11 protein-coding genes are annotated in these 23,244 nt (G+C 42.0%); 1 reads left to right on the top strand and 10 read right to left on the bottom strand.

Annotated elements, in window-relative coordinates:
- Positions 1-28: 28 nt before the first annotated feature.
- The 4 genes from ACR8BL_RS28760 to ACR8BL_RS28745 form a co-directional block, all read right to left on the bottom strand.
- Entirely contained in the window at positions 29-11,992 is an 11,964-nt protein-coding gene (locus ACR8BL_RS28760) for an amino acid adenylation domain-containing protein (RefSeq protein WP_434750693.1), read from the bottom strand.
- A 267-nt stretch (positions 11,993-12,259) separates the two neighbouring features.
- On the bottom strand, positions 12,260-13,471 hold the full coding sequence (gene fabD, locus ACR8BL_RS28755) for an ACP S-malonyltransferase (protein WP_434750692.1): 1,212 nt from the start codon (positions 13,469-13,471) through the stop codon (positions 12,260-12,262).
- A gap of 199 nt (positions 13,472-13,670) precedes the next feature.
- The gene (locus ACR8BL_RS28750; protein ID WP_434750691.1) at positions 13,671-14,525 is read right to left on the bottom strand and encodes a Cof-type HAD-IIB family hydrolase; all 855 of its coding nucleotides are present in this window, start codon (positions 14,523-14,525) and stop codon (positions 13,671-13,673) included.
- Between the two features lie 108 nt (positions 14,526-14,633).
- Positions 14,634-15,140, bottom strand: a complete 507-nt coding sequence (locus tag ACR8BL_RS28745; RefSeq protein WP_434750690.1) for a GNAT family N-acetyltransferase — start codon at positions 15,138-15,140, stop codon at positions 14,634-14,636.
- Positions 15,141-15,384: 244 nt separating this feature from the next.
- On the opposite strand from ACR8BL_RS28745, the gene ACR8BL_RS28740 reads away from it, so the two are divergent.
- Positions 15,385-16,545, top strand: a complete 1,161-nt coding sequence (locus tag ACR8BL_RS28740; RefSeq protein WP_434750689.1) for a S8 family peptidase — start codon at positions 15,385-15,387, stop codon at positions 16,543-16,545.
- A 79-nt stretch (positions 16,546-16,624) separates the two neighbouring features.
- Here ACR8BL_RS28740 and ACR8BL_RS28735 read toward each other — a convergent pair whose 3' ends face one another.
- The 6 genes from ACR8BL_RS28735 to ACR8BL_RS28710 all read right to left on the bottom strand — a co-directional run bounded on the left by ACR8BL_RS28735 (position 16,625) and on the right by ACR8BL_RS28710 (position 23,134).
- Positions 16,625-17,023: a RidA family protein gene (locus ACR8BL_RS28735; RefSeq protein ID WP_434750688.1), complete on the bottom strand. Its 399-nt coding sequence runs from the start codon at positions 17,021-17,023 to the stop codon at positions 16,625-16,627.
- Positions 17,024-17,346: 323 nt separating this feature from the next.
- A complete protein-coding gene (locus tag ACR8BL_RS28730) occupies positions 17,347-18,789 on the bottom strand; it encodes a 6-phospho-beta-glucosidase (RefSeq protein ID WP_434750687.1) in 1,443 nt (480 codons plus the stop codon).
- A gap of 64 nt (positions 18,790-18,853) precedes the next feature.
- Entirely contained in the window at positions 18,854-20,767 is a 1,914-nt protein-coding gene (locus tag ACR8BL_RS28725; protein ID WP_434750686.1) for a beta-glucoside-specific PTS transporter subunit IIABC, read from the bottom strand.
- A 343-nt stretch (positions 20,768-21,110) separates the two neighbouring features.
- Positions 21,111-21,950: a BglG family transcription antiterminator LicT gene (gene licT, locus ACR8BL_RS28720; protein ID WP_434750685.1), complete on the bottom strand. Its 840-nt coding sequence runs from the start codon at positions 21,948-21,950 to the stop codon at positions 21,111-21,113.
- Positions 21,951-22,193: 243 nt separating this feature from the next.
- Positions 22,194-22,499, bottom strand: coding sequence for a hypothetical protein (locus tag ACR8BL_RS28715; protein ID WP_434750684.1), 306 nt, complete (start codon positions 22,497-22,499; stop codon positions 22,194-22,196).
- A gap of 74 nt (positions 22,500-22,573) precedes the next feature.
- Entirely contained in the window at positions 22,574-23,134 is a 561-nt protein-coding gene (locus ACR8BL_RS28710; RefSeq protein WP_434750683.1) for a shikimate kinase, read from the bottom strand.
- Positions 23,135-23,244 lie beyond the last annotated feature (110 nt).

Raw genomic sequence — 23,244 nt, 5'->3', positions numbered from 1 at the left:
CCGATCACTATTTATATTTTCAGTTCATTTAGAAAAAATCCATCTCTATCAGATTGGTCAGTGTATCCTCATTCGTGGATTCGTCAGCCAATTGGATCTCATTGATTGCTATATGAGGCTCGCGGCATATCGTTGTCAGAATCCGCAGTAAATGTTGTGACATGGCTTCAATCGTTGTTTTTTCAAACAACATCGTGCTGTATTCAAAAGCGGCATCGAATTGGTGATCCGACTCAGTGACATACAGCGTTAAATCAAACTTGGATACGCGATTATTTGGAGCATAAGGCTTACAGGTGATGCCATCCATATGAATCTCTGACGGACCTGTATTTTGTAATACAAGCATGGTGTCAAACAACGGATTCCGCCGTGCATCCTTGGTTCGATCCACTTTTTTGATTAATTCCTCAAATGGATAATCCTGATTATCATAAGCGTTCAGCATATGTTCTTTAACTTCCAGCAGATAAGATGCAAATGTTTTATCCGCCGCAGGCTGATTTCGAACAGCCAGTGTATTCACGAACATGCCCATCACCGGCTCCAGATCCGCATGTGTTCTTCCTGCAATCGGCATACCCACAATGATATCCTCTTGTCCACTATACTTAGACAACAAAATCGTATAAGCAGCGAGCAAGATCATGTTTAATGTTGTTCCTGTCTGAGTTTCCAATTTTCTCAAGCTTAAGACCAGATCTTCATTCACAGCAATTTCCAATAGATCTCCCTCATAACGCGGCGATTCAGGTCTTTCATAATCTGTTGGCAATTCCAGTAGCGGAACCTTTTCACTAAAGACCTCGAGCCAATATTGCTCCTGCTTTTTCATCCAGTCACTTTGAAGTTGGCATTGCTGCCATTCCGCATAGTCCTTGTATTGAATTCGAAGAGGGGATAACTTTTCTCCTCGATATAACTGACCGAGTTCGGTCATTAAAATCTGCACAGATAATCCATCTGCAATGATATGGTGCAGATCCACTAACAGCACATGGCAATCTTGCCGAAGCTTAATCAGTCCTGCTCTCATAAGCGGTGCTTCTCCCAGATCAAAGGCCCGAACAAAGTGCTGGACCTGTTCTTCCATTTCTTCTTCCACTGCATGAATAGATTCAATAACAAACGTTGCTTCAGGGTAGATGATTTGTCTGGGTTCTCCGTGGATGACTTTGAAACCAGTCCGAAGTGATTCATGGCGATCTACTAACTGCTCGAAAGCGGCTTCCAATCGTGTCCGATCAAGCATTCCTTCCAGCATAAACATACCTGACATGTTGTAGATGAGTTCCTCGCCAGCTTTAATGCTCATAATGTACATTCTCATTTGTGCAGAAGAAATAGGATAATATTCTTTTTCTATCACTTGAGGAATAGACAGATTCACCTGCTGCTCCATCTGATCAATGTAGAGAGCCATTTGTTCTATCGTCTGCCATTCAAAAACGTCTCTGACCGAGATACGAACACTCAGATTTTGATTGATTTTGTACGCCAGCTTTGTTGCACGTAAAGAGTTACCTCCTACATCAAAAAAACTGTCTTTTATACTGATTTGATCTATACCAAGTACATCCTTCCAAATGGGTAATAACATTTTTTCCATGGAAGTCCGGGGTTCGATATATTCACTTCCCGTTTGTATATTTTCTAGTGGAGGCGGAAGTAAACGGCGATTAACTTTCCCATTGGATGTCAGGGGCAGTTCATCAAGCTGAATAAAATAAGCTGGAATCATATAATTGGGAAGCAGGATAGAAAGATTTTGTTTCAACTCTCTAACGGTCTTTTCGAAATCCGCCGTAAAATAAGCACATAGAGATTTGTCTCCGTTCTCATCCTCATGTGCAATAACGATAACTTCATTCACACCTGGTACATGTAATAATGCCGCCTCAACTTCTCCCACTTCGATTCGATAGCCTCGAATTTTAATTTGATGATCGAGTCGTCCCAAATACTCGACATTGCCATCCGCCTGCCACCTCACCATATCTCCCGTCTTATACATCGTCGCACCTTGAACAAATGGATCACGCACAAATTTTTCCGCTGTCAGTTCAGGCAAGTTCAAATATCCTCTGCCTACCCCGTCGCCGGAGATGCACAATTCCCCAACAACGCCCACAGGCTGAACCTTTTCTTGATTGCTCAATACATACAAGCGGTTATTGCCTAACGTTTGACCAATCGGCAGATGATCTCGTCTGTTTTCTGAATTCAACTCCTCCGAAACAACACGGTACGTCGCAGCATCGACACAGCATTCAGTCGGACCGTAAACATTAATTATGGTTGGCGGCAGGGTATCGTGGAGTGAAAATAAAGCAGTGAATTCAGCAACACTTTGCTGAGAAAGAGCCTCTCCTCCAATGAGCATATATTTTAATGAGATTCCTTGAACGTTTTCTACCCTGGAGAGTAACTTCAGGTGAGCAGGTGTACCATCGGTTAACTCGATTTGGTACCGCTTGTAATAATTCATTAACTCTAGTCCGTCCCCCACCGTCTCTTTGTCTACAACAAATAAGGCATGTCCAGACAACAGCGCACCAAAAATCTGTTTAACCGATGCATCAAAATAGTATGGAGCTATTAAAGCAACATGCATACCGTGATTCGAATCATTCACGACCTGGCTGTACAACGATGTAACCAAATGATGAACCTGACGATGTTCAATCATGACGCCTTTTGGCATTCCCGTTGTACCGGAAGTATAGATTACATAAGCCAGTTGGCTGGAATCCCCTGTCCCTTCCAAGTTGGAGAGATTAGCTGCATAGCTTTTTTCATCGTTTAAATCCACAAGTTTCCCATCGAAAAGCCCCTTTTGTTTAAGGTGCTGTTGCGTGACCAACAACATCGCTCCTGAATCACGCAAGATATGCTGGATGCGCTCTTCAGGAGAATCCGGATCAAGCGGTACATACGCCCCGCCCGCTTTGATAATGCCAAAGATGCCAACAATCATGTCAATGGAACGCTCTGTCATAATTCCTACAAGTTGATCCGTGCAGACACCTTCAGCCCGTAGCGTATATGCCAGCTGATTCGCTCGTTCATTCAATTGACGATATGTTAATTGCTCATGACCATAACGAAGAGCCAATTGGTCCGGGGTTTGTTCTACCTGTGCCTCGAAGCGTTCCTTTACGGTCTGATCTCGGGAATATTCGATTGAGCTATCATTAAAATCATGTAAAAGGACATACTGCTCCCTTTCAGACAACATTTGAATATCAGATAATACAACATCCGGCTCCATCACAATGTCTCTGAGGATATTGAGCAGATGTGTCTTCATTCGGTCGATGGTATTCCGTTCAAATAGTTCTGTCTTGTAATTCAAGTGCATCTCCAGATACTCGTTATCCTCTTCAACGATGAACATCAGATCATATAATGATACGCCGAGGTTGATCTCTCTCACTTTAAAATCGCAGTTCTTTTCCTGCCTTGAATTCAACGCTATATTTTGAAAAATATACATGGTATTAAATAAGGCTGTTCCTGTCGACTCCCGATGTGTGTTTAATTTTTCAACAAGATTGTCAAATAGATAGTCCTGGTTATTCAATGCATCGAGAGATTGATTTTTGATCTCTTCGAGATAGGATCGAAACGATTTATTCCCGGCAGGCTGAGATCGAATCGCTACCGTCTGAATAAAGACACCGATCATATGCTCAACATCTGGATGATTCCTTCCAGATGTTGGCGTTCCTACGATAATATCTTCTTGAGCTGTATATCGATGAAGCAGCACGTTGTACGCAGCAAACAACACCATAAACAGTGTGGTACCTGTTTGTTTGGCTAGTCTATTCAGAGACTCTTTCAAATCCGGGTCCAGAGCAAATGACAGTCTTGACCCAGCCGAAGTCAAGTGCGGTGGCCGAACAAAATCGGTGGGCAGATTTAGGTAAGGTATCTCCCCACTGAATTGATCCAGCCAGTACTTTTCCTGCTGTTTATATGCTTCACCTGCCATATACTCTTTCTGCCAAGCAGCAAAGTCCTTGTACTCAATCTTGATTTCCGGCATACTTTTTCCGGCAAATGCATCAATAAGTTCATTCGCTAGAATACCCACGGAATACCCGTCCGATATAATATGATGCATCTCAATGAGAATCACTGCATAATCCGCTGCTGTACGAATGAATTCGGCGCGTATTAATGGAGCTTGTGAGCAATTAAACGGTTTGGTAAACGCCTTGATATGCTGCTCAAATGAATCATAGCTTTGCTCTGATCGTTTCACTTGAAAATCAATTGAAGGAGTAATGGCTTGGTAAAGTTCTCCTTCAACGAGATGAAAGCTGGTGCGAAAAGCTTCATGACGCTGCACCATTTGTTCTAATGCATCAATTAATCTAGTTTCATCTATATCTCCTCTGACTGTCAGATAACCGCACATATTCTGGAACACACTATTTGGCTCGAATTGATCCAGAAAATAGATTCGTTGTTGTGCAGGAGAAGTCTCGTACAGCTCTTTGACATCCAAGGGGCTGATCGGAACAAGTGGGCTTACGTTCTCGTCTGTAATCAGACTGGCAAGCTCCTTCAGGTGTTTATGCTTGAATAATTGAACGATTGAAATATGTTGTTGAAACTGCTGATGGACTTTGGAGAGCATCACTGTCGCCTGGAGAGAGTTGCCCCCGAGATCAAAGAAGTGATCATTTCTGCCCACTTGATCCAAAGACAATACGTCCTCCCAAATCCGCGCCAGCTTTCGTTCAATATCATTGGCTGGATACACAAACTCGGCAGTATGCCTAACGCTAAAAGCACGTTCCGTTTTAAATTGATTGTACATATCGTCTAATTGTGCCTGTTGTTGATCTGAAAATAAGGTCAACGACGAAATCTCGGCTTCAGGACGACTGACCATACGATGCAGTAAACCTATAAACCCTTCAGACCACAATTTCATGATCTCATGTCCAATCAGCTCGGTGTTGTAATCAAAATCCAGATAAACTTCATAGCTTACATCCGTAATATTGAGAAATAAATCATATGAAATATGTTTGATCGGATACGACACAAGCTCCGTTTCTATATTATTGAACTGAAGATGATGAATCGTTCGGTCCATATTAAATAAAATACGGGTCTCCGGTGCGCTCGTAGGGGCAAGCTGCTCGGATACAAGTGTTAATGGAACATGCTGATATTCCATGACAAGAGCCAACCGCTCCTTAAGCTGAACTATATGGTCCGCAACGGACTGCTCCGCTAACAAGGTATGATGAACAGGCAGAATATTGACACAGTTGCCTATCAAAGCATTTTTCCTCATATGAGACTGACCTGCTGTAGGCACACCAATCACAAGCTGAGACTGCCCTGTAAGCCAGTGCAAAAATAAATGAAACGCGGCAAACATCGTGACAAACAAACTGTTTTTATTATTAATACTTAACGTTCGCAAGGATGCTGTTAAGGAATGCTCCAGCTTCATGGAGTATCGTGCACCTGAATACCCCTTTTGCACCTCAACAGAATGTACCGTTGGTAGAACTACGTTCGGATAGCCTAAGGAAAATTGCTTTGCCCAGAATTGAACCCCATGCTCAAACGTGCCTCTATCCTGTTCAAGTCGCTGCCAAGTTAAATACTCACGAAATGGAGTAGCTTCTGACAATTGAACTGGAACTTTCTGAACAAGAGAAGAGTAGATCTGTTCCAATTCCTGAATAAATAAAGCAATCGACCAGCCGTCTGCAATAATATGATGAAAGGTCATCACCATAACATATTCATTCGCTGCCTGTTCAAGCAGCGTAATTCTAAACAAGGGTTCCTCGGACTGCAGGTTGAATGCTTGACTTGCATGGGTAGATAACCAATCGGACATTTCCTGTTCTTGCTTCTCGTCGGCATACATGGAGAAATTCAGCCATGTGCAGTGAAATTCCATGCCCGCTCGAACTTCCTGTGTCTCACGATCCACATGAATAACAGTTCGCAGAGCTTCATGACGCTGTACAATCTGATTCACAGCCTGCTCCAGAGCGGACCGATTCATGTGGCCCTTCATTTTCAAAATAACACTCTGATTTAATGCCGCATTTGCATCTTCACCGTGCAGTGAAGTTAATAATAATTGTTTTTGCTCCAAAGACAGCGGAACTTCCATTACAGGGGTAGTACCAGGAATAAAGCCCAGCTCCCGCAAATCACTGATCGTCTCTTTTACAATCTTAATGATTGTATTCATATCATCCATGGAATGAACCGTAGATATAAAACAGTTGCGGCCTTCCCAAATATATAAACCTTTATGGATTAAATGGTAGAAAAACAGTTCCATATCTCCAAAGGAAATAAATCTGAACAGTGATCCATAGTTCACCATCTGCATAGGTACATTTGATGTTTTAAAAACCTCATTTAATTCCTTTACAAGGTACTCTGTTCTTTCATTTAATTCTTTGTACAAAGTTCCTGCTTCAGATTGAAGATGTTGCAGTACGGCTAACGTTACTCGCATGGTAAGTGGATGAGTGCAAAATGTTCCACCCACAAAGGTTTTTTTGTCTGCATCGGGAGGAAATGAATGGTCACCAAAATTCCAGGAGCCTCCATCTACAGCATTCATAAATTTCGCTTTTCCTGCAACAATACCAATCGGAAGTCCGCCGCCAACTACTTTTCCATAGGTAACCAAATCCGCCTGAACTCCAAACCATTCCTGTGCTCCACCCAACCCGATTCTAAATCCAGTAATGACTTCATCAAAAATAAGTGCAGTGCCCGATTGTGTAGTAATCTCTCTAAGTTCATGTAAGAAAGAGGTTGGTTGAAGATCAGGTCTTCGACTTTGCACCGGCTCAACAAGCACAGCAGCCAAATCATCACCCATATGACGAATCAGTTCAAGGGATTGCGGATGGTTATAATTCAGAATGATCAAATCATCCATTGAGCTTTTCACAATTCCAGGAGCCATGGGCAATGCAGAAGATAAAACTTCTTCGGGATTCGCTACTCCAAGTACGCCGTCATGTGTACCGTGATACGATCCGGAAAATAATACAACTTTGGAACGCCCCGTGACTGCCCTTGCCAAACGCAGCGCAACCATGACAGCTTCGGTTCCTGAATTATAAAAAGCGACACGCTCTACACCTGTCAACTCTGAAATTTTGGTTGCTACATCTCCTGCCAAGTCTGACATTGGACCCAATGGAGGCATCTGCCCTTGAATACTTTCGGCCATAATATTTTGGATGAACGATGGATTATGACCAAATAGATTGACACCAAACCCCATTGTCAGATCCAAGTATTCGTTCCCGTCGATATCCCATACTTTGGACCCGTCAGCGCGTGTAGCCATGATGGGATACACCATTTCCTTCCAATACGAGCGGAATCCAGCAACATTGCGATTATTGGCGTGCACATAGCGGTTCTGATCTGTTTTTAACTTGGAGCCTTTCGTTTTAGTTGTATACTTCGCAATAAATTGTTCAATATACTGATTCTGGAGCGTTGAGAATGGACTTTCTTCTTGAATTTTCAGTGATTGATACGGTATAAATGGCTTGATTTCCTTGGAGTCCGAATTAGATATTACCTGATTGGTTCCATTCTCTTTACCGTTCTCATTCGTTTTATTGTTTTCAATGTTTGATTTCGTAATGGATACTTCTCTGATTTCTCTAACTTCATAAAGTTCGTTCTGCTCATGATGTTTTGTGTGCGTAGGAGCCAGCTGAGCAGCAGTTTGCTCTCCCAATAACAAATTCAGGCTTTTTAATTGCGACTCCATCAGTTGAATCGCAGACATCACAATTTGCTCTGAATGCGCTCCTGCTTGGGCTGTATTTGTATGAGGGACCGATGCAGCATGTTGTTTTTCAGAAGGTTCCTGTTCTGGTCTATCATCTATGTGCACAGATACATTCTTTTCCTTCGTATTCTCTGATACATATTGTACTAAGGCGTTAATATTCGTAAGCGTCTCAAAAAACATTTCCATCGGGATATCCAAGCCAAATGCGTCTGATATTTCTTTCTGGATTTGCACAAGAATGATAGAGTCCAGCCCCATCTGGAGAAAATGGGCATGATCATCTAACTCTTCCAGCTTCAGACCAGATGCACGACTTATACTTGTCTTAATTTTTAAATGCACATCATTTGTATTTTTTTCCATATGAACCACATTCCTTTCTACCATATGTTTCGCAGGCATTGGTTGTTTGACTTCGATCCAACACCTCTTCTGTTCAAATGGATATAAAGGTAATGGGATTTTGGAGATGATTTCACCGTCGTAGAACCTCTCCCAATCAATCACTGCCCCTCTTGTAAACAACTCACCGAATGAATGTAAGGATTCTGCTTTGGACAGTGTATAGAGATGGTCAGAAGTGAGTGTTCTGTCTTTTTGGGCATAGCCAAAATAAACATCATTCAGCTTGTTTTCACCTCGTGAAATTTGTTTCAATTTTTCTAACAGTTCCTGTGTACTCGTTATAACGATGGCGAGACGATAATCAAGACTGGCTCTTCCCCTACTTGCTGTATAACAGATTTGTTGAATACTATCATCATGGTGCTTTTGGATATACTGAAGATACAATCTGATCAGGTCACTCAGAGCCCGTTCATTAACAGCAGATAACACAAACAAGTAAGGCTCGTGAACAGAACTTTTGTGTACAGTTGTGGATGGAACATATTCTTCAAGAACCACATGTGCGTTGGTACCGCTGAAGCCAAAAGAACTGACTCCGCATCGTATAGGTCGATCCACTTCACCCAAATCCATCAATTCCCGATTCACATAGAAAGGTGAGGATTCAAATCTCAATGCAGAATTGGGTTTATCAAAATGAACCAATGGTGGAACCTTTCTATGCTGTAACATGAGAACAGATTTAATTAATCCGGTTATACCCGCAGCTTCAAAACTATGTCCCATGTTGGTCTTGGCAGACCCGATCGCACAAAACTGTTTTCGATCCGTATATTTTTCAAATGCTTTACGTAAAGCATTAAATTCAACGGGATCCCCTAATTTAGTCCCTGTCCCATGTGCTTCTATAAAGTGAAGTGTGTCTGGAGAAATACCGGCTTCTTTCCACGCCTGTTCAACTACATTCGTCTGTGACTCAGGATTAGGTGCCGTAATTCCCACCGTTTTTCCATCCTGATTAATTGCACTTCCTTTAATTACGCCATAGACATAGTCCCCGTCCGCGATGGCTTGCTGCAGTGGTTTTAACATCACCGCTCCAACACCTTCTCCAAATCCCGTGCCGCTTGCATCTTCGCTAAATGCTCTTGTCAATGCATCGGGTGATTCCATATCCAGTCCGATACTGATCGGTAATAAGGAGGTTCGAATCCCTCCTGCTATGGCCATCTTGCAATCTCCTGCAAGTAAACCTTTACATGCCATATGAACCGCAACAAGTGAGGAGGAACAAGCCGTATCTATCGTTATTGCTGGGCCTTTCAAATTTAAAAAGTATGCAATTCTGCTCGCCAGCACAGACGGTAAATTACCAACAATATAATGTTTGATCTCTGATGCATAACTTGCCGTGATAAGCCGTTCATAATCATAGCCGACTTTGGAATAACCCACATACACTCCTACATGACTTCCGCTGATCTCTGCACCTGCATATCCCGCATCTTCGAGCGTATGCCATGCCGTTTGCAGAAACATTCTTTGATTCGGGTCCATAAATTGAGCGGTTTTCGGGGTTACGCCAAAAAACGAATAATCAAATGGATCAATTTGATCTAAATACCCCCCCTTGATCCATTCCATTTCATCTATATCACTACGAATAGACTGGAGATAATCCGCTGCGTCTTTTATCCGACGTTCAGGATAATTTTGAATACAGTGCTTTCCCTCTTCCAATACATGCCAAAACTCACTTGCATTTGAGGCTCCGGGAAGATTCATAGACATACCGATAATGGCTATATCATTTGACGATGACTGATGCTTCGGAGCGGGATGCACACTTTTGTTTTCACTGCGGTCACCAGCCAGATATCCTGCCAAATCAGTTATAGAGGGATAGGTAAAGAGGTCCGTAACAGCAAACTCTTCTCCATATTTTTCTTCTAACCGCTCAGCAATCTGAGCCAGCTGCAACGAAGTGGCACCCATATCGAAATAACTATCCTCAAATTCAATTTTCTTCCCGACCAATACTTCAGAAAATAGAGATATTAATTCCCGTTCCAGAACTTGAACGGAAACAGGTACCTTTTTTCTTTGCTTGTCATTCATAAGCGCTTCTTGAATAAGTGCTGATTCTGTTGAAAACTTTCCTGCTTCATATTCCTTGGCTAAATGATAGCGCTGGATTTTCCCACTTGTTGTTTTGGGTAACTTTTTAATGGGCAGTACTTCCTTGACACTCCATCCTCCATGAATGTACAGGTGTTTTTTAATGTTCATAGCTAACGGCAGAAAGTGTTCAATCCTCTTTTTATAAACGACAAATACAATAATCTCTTCACTCTGACTATTCAAATCATATACACCGCAAGCAGCAATTCTGCCGAGATCAACCTCATCCAGTTGAATAGCCACACGTTCGATATCATGGGGATAAATATTTTTACCATTAATGAAAATAATGTCTTTCTCCCGTCCTGTGACCACAAGAGTACCGTTCATGGTAAAACCCAGATCCCCTGTATTCACCCATCCATCGCGAGTGAACAACTTCTCGGTTGCCAGTGGATTATTGTAGTATCCTTGGGTGACGTTCTCTCCCTGAATTTGTATTTTACCGATAACATAATCTGGAACAGGGTTCATTTCCTCATCACATATCCGGACATGACAATAGTCAACAGCCTGACCAACGACAGCGAACGAAGCCGCATGCTCTGCTGCCTTCTCAACTTCGACGACGAGTTCACCAAAATTCAAATGATCGCGGTGGACATACACCGAAGCGAAATCTTTCTCTACTTCTGGAAAAGAGACAGCCACTGAAGCCTCTGCTAATCCATATACGGTGAACATAGCTGTTTTCTTCAACTGGTATGCTGATAATACATTCAAGAACTCATCACATACCTCTGGTAATATGGGTTCGGCCCCATTATAGATGACTCTGACACATGACAGATCCCATTCCTCGGTCTTGTCCTCACGAAAAAAATTCAAAAAATACCTATAACCAAAGTTAGGAGAGGATAGAATGGTGGCTCTATGTTGATTGACTTTTTTCATCCATAGAATTGGTTTTCGAATAAATAATTCCGTTGGGATCAGATACTGGTGAATACCTGCCATGAGTGGTACGAGGTGGAATCCAATCAAACCCATATCATGGGTGAGGGGCATCCAGGAGAGAAAACTATCTTCTATACTGATCTTTGCACAATTGATTGCAGCACAGGTGTTGTATATCAAATTGCGGTGTGTGAGCATGACTCCTTTAGGGTCACCGGTTGATCCGGACGAAAATTGAATAAATGCCAAGTCCTCTGACTTGGGCTCATTATATTTAACAGCATCATATTCATATACCTTGTCATGTATTATTTCCGCTCTCTTCTCCAGCTGACCATGAAAATCAGACAGTTCATGCTGCAAAGCGAATTTTTTTATTTTATCAAGCACCTTCTCAGATGCAATCATAAAGGGGGCATTTAACAAATCCCAAATACGGCATACTTTCATATTTTGTTCTTCATCTTCACCAATACTTACAGGTACGGGTATCATTCCACCTAATAAACAGGCCCAGAAGGCGACCAAAAAACGTTTGTTTTCTTGAATCTGAAAAATAATTTCCTGTCCGGGTAGTAAGCCAATTTTTTGTAAATAACCCAAATAACCTTTGGCTTCATTAAATAATTCACTATAGGACATCCAAGTTTCGATTTTATCAGAATCAATAAAACGAATACCCCGGTCTGTCATTTTGCTTCTGTCGCGAATGACGTCGACGAGTGTTTGAAATTGACTGGTATACATATCTCTCCTCCAAATGGATCATCTCTAGAAAACTTATCTAATTAGTTACACACATATCTTGCAAAATTTTACCATAGAAATATATGTAATTTCAAGAAATTTATTGTTACTATATGGTAATAAATAGTTTTAAAAGGGAGTGTGATTTTACACATTCACGACAATCCAAATACATTTTTGATCATTTCAGAACATATCCAATGACAAACAGACAGTCTCAAGATGAGACTGCCTGGGTGACATGGCTTATCGTAGATATAAAATCTGCTAGATTGTATTCATCATCGTTTTTTCGTTCAAGGGAGATTGTTTCGCTCTAAGAATGCAATGACAGAGTTCGATTGAATCATGTATATCTTTTTCACTGAGTTCATGGCGATTATTGTCTAGCTGTTCTTTTATCATTTGTAATTTAGGAAATAATGGCTCAACTGTTTTATTGTATATTGCTAGGTCCTGACTGTAATTCCGTGAAGTGAATGCCGTGATCATCAGTTGAGACAACTTTTGTTTACGTATGGTTAACAGTTTGTCTTGTCTTGCCTGTGAATTCGCAAGGATCGTTAAATCGGAAGGTTGACCTAAAGAGTAAGACACAATGTTCTTCGTTATTTTATTCATAAGACTCACTAACACCTGTTTGGAACCCAGTTCAATGACCTCAGCAACCCCCTGTCCTATTAAATAATGCATAGACTCCAACCATCTTACTGGCCAAGTCATCTGTTTATTTAAATAATCCACAACGGGTCGATCCGACTGATATGGCTCCGCTGTGACATTGGAAATGATCGGGTAGGCTGCATGACTATATCGATATTGATATTGATCCAATTCAATCTTGAATTGTTCTGCCGCATCTTGCATCATGAGAGAATGATACGGCCCGGATACTTGAAGATAAGAATGTTTTGTATCCTTGGATTCAGTCCTTCTTATTACTTCTTCAAGAGATTGGCGATGGCCTGAAATGACAAACTGCTGGTTTGCGTTTATACAAGCAATACTTACCGGACGTTCGTTGGTCGAGACTTCTTCACATATTTCTTGGAGCGTTCCCATTGGGATGTTTGAAACAGCACACATGCTCCCTTGCTGATATGGATCTGCATTGTGCATAATGATGCCCCGTTGTCTTACAAGTTGAACAGCATCACGAAAAGATAGAACACCTGCACATACAAGAGCCGAATATTCTCCCAAGCTGTGCCCTGCCATGTAAGCAGGTTTCATCCCCATTTCCTGCATATATACGTGAAAAGCAATAACACTAACCGTTAACAGCGCAGGTTGGGCATTCATCGTCAATGTCAAATCATTCATGTTTCCTTCAAAGCATAGCTTTTTTAGATCGAAAGAAATAGCGTCACTAGCTTCTTCAAATAAGAGCTTGGCAACATCAAAATGATTCCAAAAATCTTTTCCCATTCCAACGATTTGAGACCCTTGTCCAGGAAACAACAGAGCAACATTACTCATCTGGCATCCTCCATATATTCAATGTTCATGTTTCATTTAAATCCATTTAAAAACCAAAAAATCCCTTGTTTTCAAAATTTATATTAAACTTTCTCGTTAAGATATGCAATAAACCTGGATATAAAAATAGACACCTCCAATGACGGAGATGTCTGTTTAGCTGATCTGATCAAATCTTACAGTTGTCTTATCCAAGCCCTTAAATTAGCCCATACTTCACAAAACTATGATACAGCCCGTCTTCTTCCACGGAGCCCGTGATATCATCGGCAATTGCTTTTAGACCGGGTTTCGCATTCCCCATAGCAATACCTACAGCACAGAATTCCAGCATCTCGGCATCATTCATCCCATCTCCGATAGCCAGCGTATCTTCCCGCGACATCCCCAGATGTTGTAACAAATCTGCAATGGCAATCGCTTTGTGGATTCCCGGGATCATCAGCTCACCACTGCCCTCTCCAAAAACAGGTACAGTGCATTGAATTACTTCAAACTTGCCTTCAAACTCCTCTTTGATTCGTTCAAACGGAACCACCGGGCTTTCCAGAAAGCAGACCTTGTTAACATCATCCTTATACAGATCGGCTTCACCATAGGTTAAGCCTGCAATAAACGGATGAGGTTTGGTTTCCTTTTTCTCCCGGGCAACTGGATCATTCTCGATATCTCCATAGATGCGGCGTTCCAGATGAGTCTGAAGATTACTGCTCGCATACAATGCAGAGTTGGATTCGAGATAGAAATCAATGCCGTGTTCATTGAAGAAATCGACCATATGACGAACATCTTCAGCAGTTACTTTTTTATGATATAACACATCAGATCCGTATTCGACGTATCCTCCGCCTGCTCCAATCAATCCGTCAAAACCTACATCCCAGATCGAATCATAGATCTCGGCCTTGGAGCGGCCTGTGCATAAATACAGCAAATGTCCATTCTTATGGGCTTGTTTACAAGCCTCTTGTGCAGACATTGGGATGTTACCGTCGTCGTCTACCAATGTGCCATCAATATCAATAAATACAACTTTTCGTTTAATATTGCTCATCTGTTATTTCCCCCAATTGCATTCTATGTCTGAAATAATACGATTCACTACCGAGGCGTTGCTCCAATTTCTCAATCAGACTTGTGTACATATATACATCTCTCCGATCTAAACGTTTATGGGTTTGTCCATATGCACGATCTGCCATTCATTCTGCTCTTCCGTAATAAACGTAAATCCTTGACGTTCCCAGAAATCTACGGCTCCCGGCAGAAAACGATGGGTGTGTAGATATAACGTTGTATAGGGCATTTTGGTTATGATCTGCTCCAGCTCCTTCACCAGGAGTGAGCCAATGCCGTACCTGCGGTAAGCAGGATCCACGTAAACTTTTACAACCTCAGCTGCGGTGTTTACAGGGTAACGGCCTTCAATTGCCTGTATACGTCCATCGTAAGGAACAATCCCGATCGAGCCGATCACGCCCGCTTCGCCCATTCGTGCAAGCAGAAAAGTGGTATCCTTCCGGTTTATATACGTGTCCCTGAACTGTTCAAAGTCTTTGGGAAGTTCGGTAGGATCCATCATGGGAAACACTTCACTTCGTACACCCATAGCAAAATTAATCACTTCCTGTATCTCATGGGATTGAACAGGTCTTACTTCCGGTTTCATCTGATGTGCTGTCAACCATATCACATTCCCTTTCTTCGATTACGAGGTACCTCTCTTCATCTTAACGAATTCTAGCAAACCTATCAATCGACTAAACTCAATCCAACCTATCATGTATTGACTTCAGATTAACCTATGAATCTATCGGTACTCCCGACCCATTTTGGAAGAAAGCCCGCGCATTTTCATAGAGTCCGCATAGGATAAGTCGTGTCAAAATCCAATTGGGAAAGGGGTCAAGCCAATGTGGTTATGGTTTAGCGTCGTGGCGGTTCTCATTTTAATATCCACCTGGTTCACCCTTCGTTATGTAGACCAAAGGGACGCAAGTAAATTTGATCCGCATGCTCCCCATCAACTGTTGCTTAAGTTCAAGGAAGGCACAACCCCTGATCAGATGCACACCCTCCATCGAAAAAACAAATGTAAAGTCGCTGAGACCTATGAAGACTTGGGATGGTATCGTATCGAATCTCGCAAAAAAATGCACCGCATACTCAAACTGTATAAAGATCATGCTCTCATTGAACATGCCCATCCCAACTATCTGGTTGAAGCTTCGTTTATCCCCAACGATCCGTTCTTCCCTTATCAGTACAATCTGACCAAAATTAATGCCCCGGCTGCATGGGATATCAACCAGAGTACCAGCACAATTAAAATCGCTATCATTGATACTGGTGTACAATTAAACCACCCCGAGCTGGCTTCAAAGCTCTTGCCCGGTTACGATTACGTGGATTATGACAACATCCCTGAGGACGGAAACGGCCATGGTACACATGTTGCTGGTATTGCTGCCTCGATTACCAATAATGGTGTTGGCATTGCGGGTACAGCACCTTTGGCTTCTATCGTTCCGCTTCGTGTGTTGGATAACAACGGCCAAGGAACGATTGGCAATGTGGGCAACGGGCTTGTTTTTGCTGCCAATAACGGCGTTCAAGTGATCAATCTTAGTCTGGGTGGTCCTACCGGAGATGCATTCCTTCAAGCCGCTGTTCAGTATGCCTGGGATCGCGGGGCTGTCATTATTGCAGCAGCTGGCAATGACAATACCTCATTCCCGATCGTGCCTGCTTCTTACTCCAACGTCATTGCTGTGGCATCCACCAATTCATCTGACCTGAAATCGAACTTCTCGAACTACGGCTCTTGGGTCGATATGGCTGCACCGGGTGATACCATCCTCTCCACGTACCTTGGCAGTTCGTATGCGTATCTCAGCGGAACATCAATGGCTGCTCCGCAAGTTGCTGGCGTTTCTGCTCTACTCGCTGCTCAAGGTAAAACCAATGTTCAAATCCGGGATGCACTGTGCTTCGCTTCAGAGCCCATCTCCGGTTCAGGCATCTATTGGACGTACGGGCGGCTGAATGCCTATCAGAGTGTGCAAGTCCCATAACGTATTTTAAACAAGTAAAAAAACTATGGAGCGTCTATACAATAGACATTCCATAGTTATATAGATAATGAATTGATTTTTACAGTTTTGCTGCCCAAATCTCAATTTCAATCTTAATTTCGGGTAGACCTAATTCCGTAATATATGCAATTGTCATCGCGGGATACTCATGATCGAATAATTGTTCCCACTCGGCGTATAGGAAATCCCAATCTATTTTCTCCGTTGCCCATACATTCACTTTAATGATATGTTCTGCATTCAAATCCTCCGATTGCAAAACGGTCTTGATATTGTTAAATGTATTGGTAACTTGTTCATTAAGTGTATCCGGGAATTGTCCATTCACATCTGCTCCAATCTGCCCTGATGTCACGAACAACTCCGCATTTCTCGGAATTTTTGTAATGTGCGTGTAATTACCTACAGGTGCTGGCATATTCGTAGGATTTTTTCTAGTAATTTTTTCATTTTTCATGTTCGTTACCTCATCATTCCTAAGATTTTTCTACGGTAATTCCTCACTTTCATCCCCATATGGGCAGACTTATCCAGTGTAGTGGATTCTAGAAAAATACCGCAGTGGAGTATCCATATCCCGAAGATATAAACGCTAGTGATTTTTTCTTCATGACTGGTTACTCCTCCCTTCTTAGTTGACAAGATTTACTACATTAATAAATTATATTGAAATTTATATCATGGGTCAAATTCCCCCTCCAATTCATCTCCAAACAAAAAACAATCCCGTAGTAACGAGACTGCTCTTTGTTTACCTTTATACGATATGAACAACTTAAATCAGAAATATCGGGCTCCGTTACTTGCGATAACCTCTTTATACCAATGGAAGCTTTTCTTGCGTACGCGGCGAAGTGTTCCGCTCCCGTCATTATTTCTGTCTACATAAATGTAGCCATACCGTTTCTTCATCTCACCCGTGCCTGCGCTAACCAGATCAATTGGCCCCCAACTGGTGTAACCAATCAGTTCTACACCATCCTGAATCGCTTCGGCCATTTCAGCGAAGTGGCTATTCAGATACTCAATACGATAATCATCTTCAACCGTGTCATTATCGAGCAAAACATCGGTAGCACCAAGTCCATTTTCAACAATAAACAACGGTTTGCCATAGCGGTCGTGGAGCTGGTTACATGTAATCCGAAGCCCTTTGGGATCAATGGTCCAGCCCCATTCTGACGCTTGAAGATACGGATTCTTGACCGATCCAAACACATTGCCTTCGGTGGACTCTTTCAACACTTCCGGATCAGCACTGGTACAACGGCTTGCATAATAACTGAAACCAATGTAATCAACCGTATGTTGCTTCAAAATTTCGGCATCTTCCGGCTGCATCTCAATACGGATATTATTTTCTCTGAAAAAACGCTTGGTATAACCCGGATACTCACCCTTTGACTGTACATCAATGAAGAAGAATGACTCCCGATCTTTATCCATCGCTTTCCACACATCTTCAGGATGTGAACTATAAGGGTATACCGTACCCGCAGCCAGCATACATCCAATCTGTGCACTCGGAATGATCTCGTGACAAGCTTTAACTGTCAGCGCACTTGCAACGAGTTCATGGTGAGCCGCCTGATACAACACTTGCTCCTTGTCTTCACCTTCCCCCAGCACGATCCCTGCACCGATATAAGGCAAATGAAGCAGCATGTTGATCTCGTTAAATGTCATCCAGTATTTCACTTTATCCTTGTAGCGATTAAACAGTGTTTTGGCATAAGTTTCAAAAAAGCCGACCATCTTCCTGTTTTTCCAGCCGCCATAATTCTTCACCAAATTCACAGGCACATCAAAGTGGCAGATGGTTACGACTGGTTCAATATTATACTTCAGTAACTCGTCAAAGACATCGTCATAAAATTGAAGTCCCGCTTCATTAGGCTCTGTATCATCACCATTCGGGAAAATCCGTGCCCAGGCTACCGAAAGCCTGAGACACTTGAATCCCATTTCCGCAAATAATGCAATATCTTCCTTGTACCGGTGATAAAAATCAATCGCGTCATGCGAAGGGTAGAACTCACCTTCTTGTGGTTCAAACGAATCCAGGTTACCGAGTGCAATCGGAAAACGATTGGCTCCAATCGGAATCAGGTCAACCGTTGTTAACCCTTTCCCTCCTTCAAGATAAGCACCTTCCAGCTGATTCGCCGCCGTTGCTCCTCCCCAGAGAAAATTCTCCGGGAAGGCATTCATTTTTTCAAACATCGAAGTACTCCTCCTATTCATCATAGGCATTTATGATCGGATTAGATTAGATCAAGCTCACAGATTAGCTCAGTACAGTAAGCAGCTTATCCTTCTCGTTCACACTTGCGCTTTTAGTCGGGACAACGTCCAGATAATTAGAAGTATTCGTAATGATAATCGGAGTAACGATCTCATATCCCGCGTCTTTGATTGCTTGCAGATCAAACTCCATAATCAGATCACCTGCATTGACACGATCCCCATCTTTGACATGAGCTGTAAAATGTTGACCTTTTAATTGCACCGTATCCTGACCAATGTGAATCAGCATTTCTACACCATCATCTGTAACAAGACCAATGGCATGTTTGGTACGGTACACCGTTTGCACAACACCAGTAATTGGGGACACCACTCTACCACTAGTTGGACGGATAGCAATACCTTTACCCATATGTTCTCCGGCAAACGTAACATCGTTAATTTCTTTCAGTTCAACCACTTCACCAGCCATCGGGCTTACAATTTCATAACGATTGTTCGGGTTAGGATCCAGAACTGGCGCAGGAGCAGCTGATTTTTCAGCTGGATCTTTGAAGCCAACAACATATGTCAGGATGAAACCAAGAATGAATGCGATAATTGTAGCTGCAACAACCCAGAAGAATACGGAATTCATTCCTTCTGTAGGACTTACATAGCTCGGATAACCGAAGATCCCGAGACCACCAATGATGTAACCTTTTGCTCCGAACAACCCAAGGATACCTCCACCAATACCACCAGCGATACAGCTCATAATAAATGGTTTTTTGAGTGGTAGTGTCACACCGTAAATCGCTGGCTCAGTGACACCGAATATTCCGGAAATGAACGCAGGTGCACCGAGTGTTTTCAGCTTTTGGCTTTTCGTTTTCAACATAACCGCAAGCACTGCACCGATTTGAGCAAAGGAAGCTGCAAAAGACAATGCCAGAATCGAATCATAACCCAGAGTTGCAAGGTTAACGAATACCAATGGAACGAGTCCCCAGTGGAGTCCGAACAAGACGAATACTTGCCACAAACCACCGATTACAAGACCTGTAAGTAACGGACTCAGACCGTAAATGGAAGAAGTAAATGCTCCTAATAGTTGACCCGCCCATGTCGCAACCGGGCCAATAACCAAAAATGTAAGGGGTACAATAACAAGCAAAGTACAAAATGGAACCAGGAAATTACTAACTACTTTAGGCATAACCTTTTTGAAGAAACGCTCAATTTTAACTGCGAAGAACGTTGCTATAATAATCGGAATAACGGATGAGGCATAATCCATCAGAATGACCGGTATACCTAGAAACTCAATCCGAATCGGTGATTCAAACAAGGTACCTGCAAACAAAGTATACATCGGTTCCCCAGCGCGTATTCCCGCCAGTGTTGGGTAAACTAACGAAGCACCAATCGCCATCCCCAGGAATGGACTTCCACCAAACTTTTTAATAGCTGTGTATCCAAGGAAGATCGGGAAGAAGTAAAATAAACAATCTCCAATGGCGTTTAACAGAGCATACGTTCCAGCATCCTTATCAATCCAGCCCAAGGACAAGAACATCGCCGTGAAACCTTTAATCATCCCCGTCGCAGCAAGCAATCCGAGAACTGGAGTAAATACACCAGAAATCATATCAACAAAGCGGTTAAACAAATTGCCTTTTGGACCGGAGTCTTCATCCGTCGCTTCTACTTGACCTTCAGCAGACAAATTGCCTGCTTTTACTACTGCTTTATATACATCCGGCACTTCATTGCCGATAACAACCTGATACTGCCCTCCACTTTGCATAACCGTGATTACGCCCGGTAGATTTTTAAGCTCTTCCGTTTTGGCTACGCTTTCATTTTTCAGCTTAAACCGAAGTCTTGTTACACAATGAAATACACTTTTTACGTTCTCAGGTCCCCCGACCCGTGACAGAATGTCTTTTGCCAATTGATCGTAGTTGCTCATTGTCATTCTTCCTCTCTAAGTAGACTCCCCATGCTTGTGAAACAAAGAAAACCTGAACTACTGAACAATCACAACGTACCGGAAATCCGGAAATCAGTCATGTTATTCAGCAATTCAGGTTTTGCCCTTAACGGTTGCAACCCTGTAAGGCTGTACACATTGATATTTGATTATTATTGCTTGGCAAGCACATTGATTAATCCTTCAACCTTGCGGCCCGGAATTGCCTGATTGAACAGTAACAATCCGTTTGAATAATGTATGCGCTTACTTCTTGAAATCATCATAGTACATCTGGACTATGTTTGCAAGCACTTTTTTATTTATTTGTCAGACCGTATGATTATTCAGAAGTTGCATTGACCACTCGCTCAATATGAATAGTTAAATACATCATTTCTTCGTCAGTCAGTTGATAGGTGTAGTTATTTTCAATAAACTTTTTGATTTTCACAGAGCACTTGTGTGCATCCGGGTATTTTTTCTGAATCATCTGGAACAGTTCGTCATCATTGTTGCTCTTGTAGTGCTTCCCTTTAACCATTCTCTGAGCGAAATACTTCAGGTGTGTAACAAAACGGGTGTAGTTTAAGCCATTCTCATCAAAATCCATTTTGAAGTGATATTTGATAATCGTCAGAATCTCCTGCATAACCTGCGTCATATTGCGTATATTAGGCATCTCTTCGTTAAGTGCCGCATTCACAAAATGCAGTGCCATAAATCCTGCCTCATCCTCCGGTAAAAGCACACCGAATTGATCACAGATCATATTTAACGCTTCAAGCCCAACTTCATACTCATCTTTATAGAGCTGCTTTGTCTCCCATAACAACCCGTTCCGAATAGGAAGATTGTTGCGGAACCGCTCGATGGCAAAATGAATATGATCCGTCAGATGCAGATAGATACTCTCGTTTAACTTCTTGCCGAGTTTCAGCTTGGCATAAGCAATAATTTCTTCGGACACCTTCATGTACTCAAGCGGGATGCTTGCAATCAACGCCTTGAAGTTTTCCTGAATATCTTCATTCTGTAAAGTAAATATCTTGTCAACATGCTGGTCAGAGATCAGATCACCTGTCTTCTTTTGAAAAGCGATACCCCGACCAATAACAATAACTTCTTGTTCATCTTTGATGGCCACTACCGCATTATTGTTTAACACCTTCTCGATTTTCACTTCATCACTCCAATATACAGAAAAAGGCAAACCACACCTGCGCTTTGAGGTTACTGGAGATGCCCTTATCTCTTCAATGTAAACTGATATGTGCGTTCATGGTATTACATTTCACTGGTTTATGCAACAAAAAACGGTTAAAGCTTTAGTAGAGTTCATCTACTCTTGTGTATATATAACCACCCAGGCAAAGTAAAATGGTGATCGTATTTAGTATAGGTTGCTCTAATCATTCAAAATCAGTTATGTTTTTTTATTTTTGTTGTCCCGCTCTAATTCTGCCTCAATCTTGCGATTGATAACATCCATCCTCTCGGATGAGATCCGGTCTATATCTTTATAAGTCTGATCCGTCTCATACGAATTCAACTCTTCTTTACTCATTAAATTCAAATGATTTTTGATCGCCAGAATATCTTCACGCATATACATCGTTTGCCGGTATTGATCAATAACAACTGCAAAGATGATACCTCCGACAAGGATGGGTCCGTAAGGAAACAAAAAACATAACACAACACCAACTAACAAAAGCATTAAAAAATACATCTAACTCCTCCTGATTAACAGATTGTATCAGTCCCAGTATAACGATCCTTAAGTATAATTACACATGTATGAAACTACAAATCAAAATGACGCCGGATCCATTGCGCAGTAAACTCGGGACTTTGGTTTGTATTATCTATCCGAAGATAACGTTCGTGTGTAACCTCTCCCGGTTCAGAATTTAATCGGTATTGCTTCATAGATTCCAATAAGTTCTGCTCAGACCAGGCAATATCTCGTTTTGTAGGTTTATGGTGCAGACGATTCGGTGTTTTATTACGCTCCAGTCGTTCTGATACTTGTGCTTCCAGTTCTACATAACATACCTCGGCACCGTGAGCAACAAACAGATCAGTAAGATGCCGAATGTAGGCATGATCCTCCTCCACATCAAACGCCCATACATAAGTGAAAATAAGACCCGGCAGTTCACTCTGGGCAACTGCCTGAAAGATCTCTTCTCGAAACAAGCCTACAAGCCTTTTCCCCTCTGAAGAACCATAGTCAAAATATGGGGATACAAGATCAATCGTCATATGATTATGAAATAACTTTAGGTCCGTAATCTTCTCCAATTCTTGTCCTACGGTCATTTTCCCAACGGCTTGTGGTCCAAAAATAATAACCAACTTCAATAGGTCTCACCCTACTCTAATGAAATTCTATGTAAGCTTTGCCACAGTAATTAGTTCGTTTTTATTCATTCTATTTATTCCATGAATTTCTTTTTGTGGACATTTTACTA

The organism is Paenibacillus amylolyticus (assembly GCF_051136285.1).
Lineage (GTDB): Bacteria > Bacillota > Bacilli > Paenibacillales > Paenibacillaceae > Paenibacillus > Paenibacillus amylolyticus_F.
Note: the sequence above shows the minus strand (reverse complement) of the source record. Positions and strands in the feature narration are given on the sequence as shown.

Excerpts from the sequence above, each read along its gene's own strand:
- ACR8BL_RS28760 (WP_434750693.1), bottom strand. The coding sequence starts at position 11,992 with ATGTATACCAGTCAATTTCAAACACTCGTCGACGTCATTCGCGACAGA.
- fabD (WP_434750692.1), bottom strand. The coding sequence starts at position 13,471 with ATGAGTAATGTTGCTCTGTTGTTTCCTGGACAAGGGTCTCAAATCGTT.
- ACR8BL_RS28750 (WP_434750691.1), bottom strand. The coding sequence starts at position 14,525 with ATGAGCAATATTAAACGAAAAGTTGTATTTATTGATATTGATGGCACA.
- ACR8BL_RS28745 (WP_434750690.1), bottom strand. The coding sequence starts at position 15,140 with ATGAAACCGGAAGTAAGACCTGTTCAATCCCATGAGATACAGGAAGTG.
- ACR8BL_RS28740 (WP_434750689.1), top strand. The coding sequence starts at position 15,385 with ATGTGGTTATGGTTTAGCGTCGTGGCGGTTCTCATTTTAATATCCACC.
- ACR8BL_RS28735 (WP_434750688.1), bottom strand. The coding sequence starts at position 17,023 with ATGAAAAATGAAAAAATTACTAGAAAAAATCCTACGAATATGCCAGCA.
- ACR8BL_RS28730 (WP_434750687.1), bottom strand. The coding sequence starts at position 18,789 with ATGTTTGAAAAAATGAATGCCTTCCCGGAGAATTTTCTCTGGGGAGGA.
- ACR8BL_RS28725 (WP_434750686.1), bottom strand. The coding sequence starts at position 20,767 with ATGAGCAACTACGATCAATTGGCAAAAGACATTCTGTCACGGGTCGGG.
- ACR8BL_RS28715 (WP_434750684.1), bottom strand. The coding sequence starts at position 22,499 with ATGTATTTTTTAATGCTTTTGTTAGTTGGTGTTGTGTTATGTTTTTTG.